Here is a 12,165-nt window from a genome sequence, read left to right on the forward strand (position 1 = left end):
ACCCGTGGGAGCCGGGGCCGCGTCCCACGGCCGTGACCCCGGCACCGGTTCCACGGCCGGTCCCCGCGAGGACGGCGGAGACCGGCCGCACTCGGAAAGGAAGGCGTCATGGCGGCACTCGCAACGGCCATCGCCTGGCCGAACGACAAGGTGTACCTCTTCTTCGACGACGACACCTACCACCGGTACAACACGGTCACCGGAAGCTTCGAGCAGGGCGGCCTGGTGGTGGCGGACGAATGGCCGGGCCTGACGGGCTCGCCCGACGCGTTCGTGTGGTGGGGCGCGGGCAAGGCGTACGCCTTCAACGGCGGCCACTACCAGCGCTACGACCAGGTATCCGACCGTGTCGACGCCGCGTACCTGCCGCCCAACCCGCCCTTCACCGTCGCAGGCGGCTGGCCGGGACTGCCGGACGGTTCGGGCGGCGGCCCGAACTGGCAGCAGGGCATCGACGCGGCGCTCAACTGGGGCAACGGCAAACTGTTCCTCTTCAAGGGCGACTCCTACCTCCGGTACGACATCACCGCAGACCGGGCCGACTCCGGCTACCCGCGGAAGATCGCCGGAGCCTGGCCGGGCCTCTTCACCCAGGGACTGGACGCCGCGGTATATCCCGGCGGGCGCTTCGCCTACTTCTTCCGCGGCGACCGCTACCAGCGCTACGACGTCGACGCCGACACCGTCGACACGAGCGGCGACCTGGTCGACTTCCACCTGGACGGCACCCCCGCGGGAGGCGTGACCCCGGCCCGGATGCTGAGTCCGGGCAAGGCCAACGGGCTGATGGCCGACCTGATCAGGCGCGGCAAACTCACCCTCAAGAGCCCGGTCTTCGTCGACGGGCCCGGCGGCATCGTCTCTCCCACCCCCGCCCAGCGGGTGACCGTGGGCCCCGCCACCGTCGACGGCATCCGCTACACCAACGCCCTCAACACCGCGGCGAACTTCTTCGACAACGTCGACCAGCGCATGCTCATCGCGCTGTACCGGCTGACCCGATGGATCAACGCGTCGAGCCCCGAGGTCACCGAGCTGTTCCACCTCGGCATCGGCCACGGCCAGGGGCCGCCGAACGACTGCCACAACCAGGGCCGCGCGCTGGACCTTTCGGCCATCGGCGGCACCTTCGACGGGGCGGCCTTCCGCAAGTCCGTCAAAGCCGACTGGGGAAACCTCCCGCCGCGCCCCGGCAGCCAGGTGCGGATCGCCCCGGATGTCGATGCCCTGGCGTTCGGTCTTTTCACCACGGCGTTCCGGTACGCGACGTACGAATGCGAGGCCCGCGGCATCGGCGCCGCCAACCTCTGGCCGATGCCGGACCTGGGCGGCGCCGGCTTCGTCCTCTACCCGGACTACGGCGGTGACCCGGTCCTGCGGCAGGCCCACCAGGACCACATCCATATGCAGATCGGCCCCACCCGGGTATGAGGCGGCCCGGCGAGCCGGGCCCGTGACCTGAGCGGCGGCCACCTCCACGGCCAGAACGGTGAGAGCCATGCCGGCGATCGACAACACCCACACGCAGTGGGAGAACCAGGCCGCAGCCGCCGCGCGCCGCTACCGGGACACCGGTGACGAACGCCGCCTCGTCGAGGAGCAGTTGGCGGCGGGGGAGCGGTTTCCCGACTCCCCGGAAGCCATCGCGGCCCGCGCGCGGCGGCTGCTCGACAGGGCAGGGGTACCCGCAGCCGCCGCCGTCGCGAAGATCCACGCCGACGCCCTTGACCTGCCGGTCACCAACGAACGCATCATCGGGATCTCCAACGAACTGCAACCCTGGAGCTTCCTGCCGCGCGGCGCCCGCGCCGCCGCCACCGTCGCCCGGATATCCCTGCGCCGCGCGGGCCGCGAACTCCCGCAGGGCACCGGCTTCCTGGTCTCCCCGCGGCTGCTGATGACCAATCACCACGTGCTGCCCGACCCCGCGACGGCGCACTCCTGCTGCGTCGAGTTCAACGCCCAGGTGACCATCGACAACACCCCCGACGCCGGGGTCCGCAGGGGACTCGACCCCGACACGCTCTTCCTCGCCGACGAGTACCTCGACTTCGCGCTGGTCCACGTCCGTCCCGCGGGCAGCCGCGCCCCCGGAGAGATCTTCGGCTGGAACGAACTCAGCGCCCAGCTCGGCACCGTCGTCGTCGGCGAGCCGGTCAACGTCATCGGGCACCCGGGCGGCCGTCTCAAGGAGATCGCCCTCCGGAGCAACGCCCTCCTGGTGCGTCTTGACGACTTCCTCCAATACGCCGCCGACACCGAGCCGGGCAACTCCGGATCCCCGGTCTTCAACGACCAGTGGGAGGTGGTGGCGCTGCACCACCTCGGCGTCCCCAGGACCGACGACCGCGGACGGGTCCTGCGCCGCGACGGCCGGCCGTGGCTGCGCAGCGACGGTGACGACGCCGTCGACTACGTCGCCAACGAAGGCATCCGCATCAGCGCGGTCCTCGCCCACCTCGCCGCGCTCCCCCTGGACAGCAGGCGGCGGAGCCTCCTCGCGGAGATGGGAACCGAGTCCGGCCTCGCCTACGGCCCAGGCCACCCGGTGACGCCGCTCCCCGCAGGCCCGGTGGCAGGCGGCACACCACGACCGGGACCGGACGCATCCGATACATCCGGTGAATCTGACGAATCCGGTGAATCCGGTGAATCCCTCCACCGCACCGGGCTGCGGGCCCGCCCCGGAGCCTTCGGCGGCACCCGCAACCTGGCGTTCCTGCACGGCAGAAGCCAGCAGGGCAAGGACCCGGAGGCACTGCGCCGCGACTGGACCGGCGGACTCAACCAGGGGCTCACCCGCGCCGGTGCCGCCCCGCTCGCCCCGGCCGACATCTGGTTCCCGTACTACGGCGACCTGCTGGCCGCGGCCATCGGGCACCCCGCCGACGAGGCGCTCGGCGCCGCGCCCGCCCCGCCCCTGGCACCGTCCGCCTCCTCGCCCGCCGAACTGCTCGCGCCACCAGGCCCCGCCGGGGAGATCTACCGGCAGCTCATCGCCGAGACGGCACGGGCCGCCGGCCTGCCGCCCGACGACCGGCCGGCCACCGAGGGCCTCACCGAAACGCTCGTCGCGAGGCTGCGCAGGCAACTCGGCTGGCTGGCCGCCAGGACCGACCTCGACGAATGGGTCATCGCCGCCACCCTCTCCGACGTCGCCGGCTACCTCGGCGACCGGCAGACCCGCGGACGCGTCCTCGACTGCGTCCTGGAGACCCTGCCGGCCACCGGCGCACTCGTCTGGGTCACCCACAGCCTCGGCACCGTCGTCGCCATGGACCTTCTCTCCCGGCTCCCCGCCGGCCTGCGCCCGCTCACGCTGGTCACCGTCGGCAGCCCGCTGGGCCTGGACGCCGTCCACCGCAGACTCCTGCGACCCGGCACCGAGCGCCCCGCGTCCGTCACCGACTGGATCAACGTCTGGTGCCCGACCGACGCCGTCGCCGTCGGCTGCCCCCTCGCACCCGTATGGGGCGAGGTCACCGACATCGCCGTCATCAACGCCCGCGACCGCGCCCACCGCATCGACGCATACCTCTCCCACCCGGAGGTGGCCACCCGCCTCGCACAGGCCCTCGACGTCTAGCGGCTGTCGTTCCCGGTGATCGTCCGGAACGCCAGCGAGGCCAGTTCCTCCTGGCCGCGGGTGCCGGGGTGGAACCAGTCCCAGCTGCTCAGCTGCTGTTCGGTGAAGCGGTAGTCGAACACCGAACGGTCGAAGCGGCAGAGGGCGTCGTCGGCGCAGACGTCCTCAAGTGCCTTGTTGTACGCCACCACGCGGTCGCGCACCTTCTCGCGCCGGCTGACCGCGCGTTCCGTCAGGTTGTCCGGATCGTGCAACATCGAGCCGCAGATCCCCAACTGCCACACCTGCTTGCCGAGCGGGTTCTTGCGCCCCTCGGACCACAGCCGCAGCAGGTCGGGCACCGCGGCCACATACACCTGGGTACGGGGCAGCGCGCGCCGCAGCTTCTTCATGGCGCGGGCGAAGTCGGCGCGGTATGCGGCGGCCGGGGTCATCGCCCGTACGTCGCTGCGGCAGGCGTCGTTGGCGCCGATCAGCACCGTCACCAGCTCGGGCCTGCGGGCCTTGGCCGCGTCCACCTGGTCCGGCAGATCGCTCATCAGCGCGCCGGTCCTGGCGTAGTTCCAGCTGTGCCGCGCGGGGTGTTCCAGCAGCCGCCGGGCGAGGCTGTCGACCTTGGGTGAGGTGCCGGTGGACCAGGAGACCTCGGGGCAGTCGGAGAGCACCGTGCAGGCGTCGAACCCGACGGTGATGGAGTCACCGAGCGCGGCGATCGAGCCGGGGTCGGTGCGCCAGACCGGCGCCGGTTTCACGGACGGCGCGGTGACCCCGGGACTGGGGCCTGCGGCGGCGGAGTTGCCGTCGGCGCTGCATCCGGCCAGCGAGAACAGCAGCGCGGCCACCGTGGCCACGGGCGTTGCCGACCGGATCGCGGAGCGTGCGGGCCGACGCCGGAACGGCTGTCCGAACGTCCTCATCCCCTGTCCCCTCCGGCGCCTGAGTGATATCTCTTCAGGTACCGACGGTACGTCACCCTCCGGTCGGCGCGGCGGGATAGCTTTGCCCTGTGCCGTGCCGGCGCTGCCCCGAACGGGGTACGTACAGTCGGCACAAACGCATTCCATTCCGTCATTTCCTGTCCGTTTTACGGCAAATTGGGCCTAATGGTGTTTACTGTAGGTCACCTGGCATGCTGGTGCCGAAGTGATCACTGGGGCAGAATGTCAGTAACTGTCCCGGCCATGACCGGAACGGGCACGAGGCCGCTGGGGAAGGCGAACCTCGAACCGCACTGGAGGTCCCGGTGACGACACGTGGAGTTCTCTACGTCCACTCCGCACCGCGCGCGCTGTGCCCGCACGTCGAATGGGCCGTCGCGGGCGTCCTCGGCGTACGCGTCAACCTCGACTGGATCCGCCAGCCGGCGTCCCCCGGCACCTGGAGAGCCGAATTCTCCTGGCAGGGCGCCGTCGGCACCGCCTCCAAGCTCGCCTCCGCGCTGCGCGGCTGGCACCTGCTGCGCTTCGAGGTGACGGCCGAGCCCTGCGCCAAGGCCGAGGGTGAGCGCTACAGCTCCACCCCCGAACTGGGCATCTTCCACGCCGTCACCGGCATCCACGGCGACATCCTCATCCCCGAGGACCGGCTGCGCGCCGCCCTGGCCAGGTCGGCCGACGGCGAGACGGACCTCGCCGCCGAGGTCTCCAAGCTGCTCGGCAAGCCCTGGGACGACGAACTGGAGCCGTTCAGGTACGCGGGCGAAGGCGCCCCGGTGCGCTGGCTCCACCAGGTCGTCTGACACCCGCCGCGCCACCGCCTGCCGCCTTCGAGCGCACTCCACGCTCTAGCTTGTGGGCATGGCTGACAACATCTCGATCGCGGTGCTCGGCACCGGCATCATGGGCACGGCGATGGCCCGCAATCTCGCCGGCGCAGGGCTCGACGTGCGCGCCTGGAACCGCACCCGCGCGAAGGCCGAACCGCTGGCCGCCGACGGCATCCGCGTCGTCGGCAGCCCGGAACAGGCGGTGGACGGCGCGGACATCGTGCTCACCATGCTGCTCGACGGCCCCGCCGTCCTCGACGCGCTGCGGCAGGCCGCGCCCACGCTGACACCGGGCACCCTGTGGCTCCAGATGAGCACCACGGGCGTCGAAGAGGTCACGCCGCTGGCCGACTTCGCCCGCGAGCACGGCCTGCGGTTCGTCGACGCGCCGGTGCTCGGCACCAAAGTGCCCGCGGAGAAGGGAGAGTTGACGATTCTGGCGGCCGGGCCCCAGGACGTCAGGGAGCGGGCGGCCGTGGTCTTCGACGTCGTCGGGCGGACCACCCAGTGGGTCGGCGAGGACGGCGCGAACGGCGCGGGCAGCCGGCTCAAACTCGTCGCCAACAGCTGGGTGCTGACGCTCGTCAACGGCGCGGGGGAAGCGCTCGCGCTCGCCGAAGGGCTCGGTGTCGAGCCGCGTGACTTCCTGGCCGCGGTCGCCGGCGGCCCGCTCGACGTGCCCTACCTGCGGATGAAGGCGGAGCTGATCCTGTCAGGCACGTACCCGGCGAGCTTCACGGTGTCCACGGCGCGCAAGGATGCCCGGCTGATCGCCGAAGCCGCCGAAGCGGCCGGGGTGCGCATGGACCTGGCGGCAGCGGCGGCCGAGCGGTTCCGCCGGGCCGAGGAGCAGGGGCACGGCGACGAGGACGGCGCCGCCGCCTATCACGCCAGCTTCGGCGGCTGAGCGCCTGCGCGGATGACGCGAGGGCCCGCCCGGTCGGCGATGCGACCGGGCGGGCCCTCGTACGTCGGCGGGCCGGGATCAGATCGTGCGGAACGCCAGCACGACGTTGTGGCCGCCGAAGCCGAACGAGTCGTTCAGCGCGGCGATGCGGCCCTCGGCGGGCAGCTTGCGGGGCTCGCCCTGGATGACGTCCACATCGATCTCCGGGTCGAGGTTCTCGACGTTGATCGTCGGCGGTGCCACGCGGTGGTACACCGACAGGATCGACGCCACCGACTCGACGCCGCCCGCACCGCCCAGGAGGTGGCCGGTCATGGACTTGGTGCTGGCCACGGCGATGTGGTCGGTGTCGTCGCCGAAGACCTTGCGCAGCGCCTTCAGCTCGGCGAGGTCGCCCTGCGGCGTCGACGTGGCGTGCGCGTTGACGTGCACGACCTCCGCCGGGTCCAGGTCGCTGCTGTCCAGCAGGTTCCGCAGCGCCTGCGCGATGCCGTTGCCGGACGGCTCGGGCTGCACGATGTCGTGGCTGTCGGCGGAGATGCCCTGGCCGACGGCCTCGGCGTAGACCTTGGCGCCGCGCTTGGCCGCGTGCTCGGCCGACTCCAGGACGATCACGCCGGCGCCCTCACCGAGGACGAAGCCGTTGCGCGCGGTGTCGAAGGGGCGGGAGGCACCCTGCGGGTCGTCGTTGGACTTCGACATCGCCATCATGTTGCCGAAGGCGGCGATCGGCAGCGGGTGGATGGCCGCTTCCGTACCGCCGGCGACGACGATGTCCGCACGGCCGGTGCGGATCATCTCGATGGCGTAGCCGATGGCCTCGGAGCCGGAGGCGCAGGCGCTGACCGGGGTGTGCACACCCGCGCGGGCGTTCACGTCCAGGCCGACGTTGGCGGACGGGCCGTTGGGCATCAGCATGGGCACGGTGTGCGGGGAGACGCGGCGTACGCCCTTCTCCTTGAGCACGTCGTACTGGCCGAGCAGGGTCGTCACGCCGCCGATGCCGGAAGCGATGACGGTGCCGAGCCGGTCGGGGTCGACGGAGGTGTCCTCGCCCGCCTTGGCGGTGAAGCCGGCGTCCGCCCATGCCTCACGGGCGGCGATCAGCGCGAACTGCGCGGAACGGTCCAGCTTGCGGGCCTGGGGCTTGGCAATGACCTCGGTCGGTTCGACGGCTGCCCGAGCGGCGATGCGGACCGGAAGGTCGGCCGCCCAGTCCTCGTCGAGGCTGCTCACACCGGACCGGCCGGCGAGCAGGGCTTCCCAGGTCGAAGCGCTGTCGCCACCCAGTGGTGTGGTTGCGCCGATACCGGTGACGACCACGGTGCGATTGGTCGCGTTCACAGGAATTCTTACTCCACGGGTAGAGGGGTCTGAATACGGCGCCACCGCTGGGTGGCGACATGCGCAGGAGCTGGATCAGCTCTGGTGCTTGAGGATGTAGTCGGTCGCGTCGCCGACGGTCTTGAGGCCCTTGACGTCGTCGTCGGGGATCTTCACGTCGAAGCGCTCTTCGGCGGCGACGACGACCTCGACCATGGACAGCGAGTCGACGTCGAGGTCGTCGGTGAAGGACTTGTCCACCTGGACGTCCTCGACCGGGATCCCGGCGATCTCGTTCACGATCTCGGCGAGACCCTTGACGATCTCTTCCTGAGTGGCGGCCATGATGGCGCTCCTTGGTGCTCTAGGGGAAAACTGCGTGATGTGGTGAAGCTCTTTACAGCATCCGGCACATCCGACGAAGGACGGCGCTGTGTAGATCTTGCCTAGGGGAGGGTAACGACCGTCGCGGCGTACACGAGACCCGCCCCGAAGCCGATGACCAGCGCGGTGTCGCCGCTCTTGGCCTGTCCGGTCGCCAACAGCCGCTCCATGGCGAGCGGAATGGAGGCGGCCGAGGTGTTGCCGGTGGTCTCCACGTCACGGGCGACCGTGACGCTTTCCGGCAGCTTCAGAGTCTTCACCATCGAATCGATGATGCGCATATTGGCCTGGTGCGGAATGAAGACGTCCAGGTCGTCCGGGCTGACTCCGGCCGCGTCCAGCGCCTGCTGGGCGACCTTCGCCATCTCGAACACCGCCCACCGGAAGACCGCCTGGCCCTCCTGCGTGATGGCGGGGTAGCGGATCTCCTCCGGGGCGGTGCGCTCCTCCGGGCCGTTGCCACCGGGCAACGGCGTCGTACGATACGCGTCCCAGGCGATGGTCTGCTTGATCGTTTCGGACTTGTCGCCCTCCGAGCCCCACACGGTCGGGCCGATCGCGGGCTCCTTGCCGGGGCCGACGATCACCGCGCCCGCGCCGTCACCGAACAGGAAGGCCGTCGCACGGTCCTCCAGGTCGGTCAGGTCCGAGAGCCGCTCGACGCCGATGACCAGGACGTATTCGGCCGATCCGTCGGTGACCATGCCCTTGGCCAGGGTCAGGCCGTAGCCGAAGCCCGCGCAGCCGGCGGAGATGTCGAAGGCGGCGGGGCGGCCCGCGCCGATGCGGTGCGCGATCTCGGTCGCGATGGCCGGGGTCTGCTTGAAGTGCGAGACGGTGGAGACGACCACGGCGCCGATCTGCTCGGGCGTGATCCCGGCGTCGGCGATGGCCTTGCCCGACGCCTCGACCGACATGACGGCGACCGTCTCGTCGGGTCCTGCCCAGTGCCGGGTGGCGATGCCCGAGCGTGAGCGGATCCACTCGTCGGACGAGTCGATGTGCTTGAGGATCTCCTCGTTCGGCACCACACGGGTCGGACGGTAGCCGCCGACACCCATGATCCGCGCGTACGGGGCGCCCTTCGCAGGCTTGATCTTCGAGGTCATGCGCTTCGGGCTCCTTATTCGGCCGACGGGGCGGCGGGAGAGCGGTGCTCGGCGATCAGCGCGCGGGCCGTGTCGAGGTCGTCGGGGGTCTTGAGGGCGAGGGTCTGCACGCCGGGCAGGGCCCGCTTGGCCAGGCCCACGAGGGTGCCGCCAGGCGCCGCCTCGATGATCGCGGTGACGCCGATTTCCTTGAACGTCTCCATGCACAGGTCCCAGCGCACCGGGTTGGCCACCTGGCCCACCAGTCGCTGCACCAGCTCCTGGCCCGAGGCGACGACCTGGCCGTCCCGGTTGGAAACGTAGAGGGTGTGCGGGTCCGCGACCGTCAGCTCGGCGACCGCGGTCTCCAGCGCCGTCACGGCGGGCGCCATGTGGCGGGTGTGGAACGCGCCTGCCACCTTCAGCGGGACGACCCGGCGGGTGCCTTCCGGCTTGTCCTCGACCAGGGCGGCGATCTGCTCGGCGGTGCCGGCCGCGACGATCTGGCCCGCGCCGTTCACGTTCGCCGCGGTCAGGCCCAGCTTCTCCAGGTGCGGCAGCACGACGGCTTCGTCGCCGCCCAGCAGCGCGGCCATGCCGGTCTCGGTGACGGCGGCGGCCTCGGCCATCGCCTGCCCGCGCCTGCGGACCAGCGTCATGGCGGCGGTGTCGGTGAGCGTGCCGGTCCAGGCGGCGGCGGCCAGTTCGCCGACGCTGTGCCCGGCGGCTGCGCCGACGCCGGCGCGGAACTCATCGGGTGTGGCGAACAGCTGCCGGGACGAGACCAGGGCGGATGCCACCAGCAGCGGCTGTGCCACCGCGGTGTCGCGGATCTCGTCCGCGTCCGCCTTCGTGCCGTAGTGGACCAGGTCCAGGTCGATGGCGGCCGACCACTCACGGAGCCGGTCTTCGACACCGGGGAGGTCGAGCCAGGGGGTCAGGAAGCCGGGCGTCTGAGCGCCTTGGCCGGGAGCGACGAGTACGAGCACCCTCACACTCTCTCTTGTGGGAGGTCCCGCCCGCCCGTGGGGACAGGGACGAAGAACCATCGGGGGAATTGTTGGTGTTCGACAAAAGTCTAGGGCTGGGCCTCACCGTCAGCCAGACGCCCCAGGATCAGTGCGATACGCAGGGTGAATGCCGAGCGCACGTCGGACGGGGACCAGCCGGTGACGTCGGTCACACGTCGTAGCCGATAGCGCACGGTGTTGGGGTGCACGAACAGCATCCGCGCCGCGCCCTCCAGACTGCTGGCCTGCTCCAGGTAGACGCTCAGTGTTTCCAGGAGCGCCGAGCCGGCCTCCTCCAGAGGTCTGTAGATCTCCTCCACCAGCTGGTCGCGCGCCACCGGGTCCGACGCCATCGCGCGCTCGGGCAGCAGATCGTCGGCGAGCACCGGGCGCGGCGCGTCGGGCCAGGCGGCGCAGGCCCGCAGCCCGGCCGCCGCCGCCTGCGCCGACCTGGTCGCGGCCAGCAGGTCGGAGACCACGGGCCCGGCCACCACGGGGCCCGCGGCGTACGGGCCGATCAGCGCCTTCGCGGCCTTGAGCGGATTGTCCGAGCCGCCGGCGATCACCACCAGGCGGGTGCCGAGGACGCCGGTCAGCACCTGGAGCTTGGCGTGCCGCGCGGCCCGCCGGATCGCCTCGACGGTCAGTTCGCTGTCGCCGTCGGGGGCGGTGCCCAGGACCACGCAGACGTGTTCGGGGGAGTTCCAGCCCAGGGCCGCGGCCCGGGAGACCGCGCCCTCGTCGGCCTCGCCGGAGAGCACCGCGTTGACCACCAGGGATTCCAGCCGGGCGTCCCAGGCGCCGCGGGCCTCGGCGGCCTGGGCGTAGACCTGGGCGGTGGCGAAGGCGATCTCGCGGGCGTAGACCAGCAGCGCCTCGCGGAGCACCGACTCGTCGCCCGGCGCCGCGACTTCGTCGATCGCGGACTCCATGACCTCGATCGTCGTCCGCACCATCTCCACGGTCTGCCGCAGCGTGATCGCCCGGGTCAGCTCGCGCGGCGCGGTGCCGAAGACGTCGGTGCTGATGGCCTGCGGTGTCTCGGGGTGCCGGAACCACTCGGTGAAGGCGGCGATGCCCGCCTGTGCCACCAGGCCGATCCAGGAACGGTTTTCCGGTGGCATCGCGCGGTACCACGGCAGCTGCGCGTCCATGCGGGCGATGGCGGCAGCCGCCAGCTTGCCGGACGACTTCTCCAGCCGGCGAAGGGTCGCTTGGTGCGGATGAGGGGCGCGCGATGCGGGTTCAGACACGGGACAAGACTGCCTTATCGGGGCGGGGAGGTGGCGCGGCGGGGCTACGGTGGCTCCATGATTGCGGTGCGCAGAGGCAAGGAACGCTACCGTGGCGGCGATCCGGATGCCGGGATCGAGACGCTGCACGCCTTCTCCTTCGGCCCCCACTTCGACCCCGGCAACCTGCGCTTCGGCGCACTGATCGCGTGCAACGAGGAGCGGCTGGCCCCGGGCGCAGGCTTCGCCGAACATCCGCACCGCGAGACGGAGATCGTCACCTGGGTCGTCGATGGCGAACTGACCCACCGGGACTCCACCGGGCACGCGACGACCGTGCGGCCCGGCGACCTCCAGCGGCTCAGCGCGGCCGGCGGCGTACGGCACGTGGAGCGCAACGACGCCGATCGGCCCCTGCGGTTCGTGCAGATGTGGCTGGCGCCCGTCGAGTTCGGCGGGGAGCCGGAGTACGAAGTGGTGCGCGAGATCGCCGACGGCACGCCGTACCCGCTGCCGCGGGCCGGCGCGACGCTGCACGTGCGGCGGCTCGCGGCCGGTGCGCACACCGCGGTGCCGGACGGGCCGCGGGCGCAGGTGCAGGTGGTGCGCGGCGCGTTGCTGCTCGGCGACGAGCGGCTGGCTGCCGGGGACGAGGCGCGGATCACCGACGCCGACGGCCTCCGCCTGACGGCCCTGGAGGACGCCGAGTGCCTCATCTGGGAGATGGGGCTTGAGGTTTCGTACGGCTGAGGTTTCGTACGGCTGTGGCTGCGTACGGCTGCGGCTTCGTATGGCTGTGGCAGGGCGGGGCCCCGTCCGCCCGGCCCCGCCCTGCTTCTTCTGCCCGTCCGCGCCCGGCCGTTGCCCGGC

General features: G+C 71.5%; 11 protein-coding genes. 5 read left to right on the plus strand and 6 right to left on the minus strand.

What is annotated here, in order from left to right; all coding sequences use genetic code 11:
• Positions 1-108 precede the first annotated feature (108 nt).
• Complete coding sequence (locus ACIBK8_RS27040) at positions 109-1,431, plus strand: hemopexin repeat-containing protein (protein ID WP_399044463.1); 1,323 nt, start codon at positions 109-111, stop codon at positions 1,429-1,431.
• Between the two features lie 67 nt (positions 1,432-1,498).
• Entirely contained in the window at positions 1,499-3,586 is a 2,088-nt protein-coding gene (locus ACIBK8_RS27045; protein WP_399044464.1) for a trypsin-like peptidase domain-containing protein, read from the plus strand.
• Here the strand turns inward: ACIBK8_RS27045 and ACIBK8_RS27050 are convergent.
• Positions 3,583-4,503, minus strand: coding sequence for an SGNH/GDSL hydrolase family protein (locus ACIBK8_RS27050; protein WP_399044465.1), 921 nt, complete (start codon positions 4,501-4,503; stop codon positions 3,583-3,585). The genes ACIBK8_RS27045 and ACIBK8_RS27050 overlap by 4 nt on opposite strands.
• A 326-nt stretch (positions 4,504-4,829) precedes the next feature.
• Between ACIBK8_RS27050 and ACIBK8_RS27055 the strand changes: the two genes are divergently transcribed.
• Together ACIBK8_RS27055 and ACIBK8_RS27060 are read left to right on the plus strand one after the other, a co-directional pair.
• The gene (locus ACIBK8_RS27055) at positions 4,830-5,324 is read left to right on the plus strand and encodes a DUF3145 domain-containing protein (RefSeq protein ID WP_399044466.1); all 495 of its coding nucleotides are present in this window, start codon (positions 4,830-4,832) and stop codon (positions 5,322-5,324) included.
• A 58-nt stretch (positions 5,325-5,382) separates the two neighbouring features.
• Positions 5,383-6,258 (plus strand): NAD(P)-dependent oxidoreductase, encoded by an 876-nt coding sequence (locus ACIBK8_RS27060; RefSeq protein ID WP_399044467.1) that lies wholly within the window; start codon positions 5,383-5,385, stop codon positions 6,256-6,258.
• A gap of 78 nt (positions 6,259-6,336) precedes the next feature.
• On the opposite strand, the gene ACIBK8_RS27065 is transcribed toward ACIBK8_RS27060, so the two are convergent.
• The 5 genes from ACIBK8_RS27065 to ACIBK8_RS27085 form a co-directional block, all read right to left on the minus strand.
• A complete protein-coding gene (locus tag ACIBK8_RS27065) occupies positions 6,337-7,602 on the minus strand; it encodes a beta-ketoacyl-[acyl-carrier-protein] synthase family protein (RefSeq protein ID WP_399044468.1) in 1,266 nt (421 codons plus the stop codon).
• Between the two features lie 75 nt (positions 7,603-7,677).
• Complete coding sequence (locus ACIBK8_RS27070) at positions 7,678-7,926, minus strand: acyl carrier protein (RefSeq protein ID WP_399044469.1); 249 nt, start codon at positions 7,924-7,926, stop codon at positions 7,678-7,680.
• A 101-nt stretch (positions 7,927-8,027) separates the two neighbouring features.
• Entirely contained in the window at positions 8,028-9,074 is a 1,047-nt protein-coding gene (locus ACIBK8_RS27075) for a ketoacyl-ACP synthase III (RefSeq protein WP_399044470.1), read from the minus strand.
• Between the two features lie 14 nt (positions 9,075-9,088).
• Complete coding sequence (locus ACIBK8_RS27080) at positions 9,089-10,042, minus strand: ACP S-malonyltransferase (RefSeq protein ID WP_399044471.1); 954 nt, start codon at positions 10,040-10,042, stop codon at positions 9,089-9,091.
• 89 nt (positions 10,043-10,131) lie between these two features.
• A complete protein-coding gene (locus tag ACIBK8_RS27085; RefSeq protein ID WP_393679981.1) occupies positions 10,132-11,316 on the minus strand; it encodes a PucR family transcriptional regulator in 1,185 nt (394 codons plus the stop codon).
• Positions 11,317-11,373: 57 nt separating this feature from the next.
• Here ACIBK8_RS27085 and ACIBK8_RS27090 point away from each other — a divergent pair, with 57 nt between their 5' ends.
• Entirely contained in the window at positions 11,374-12,045 is a 672-nt protein-coding gene (locus tag ACIBK8_RS27090) for a pirin family protein (protein WP_399044472.1), read from the plus strand.
• Positions 12,046-12,165: the final 120 nt, after the last annotated feature.

Origin of the sequence: Streptomyces sp. NPDC050161 (assembly GCF_044460025.1) — a bacterium.
Taxonomy (GTDB): Bacteria; Actinomycetota; Actinomycetes; order Streptomycetales; family Streptomycetaceae; genus Streptomyces.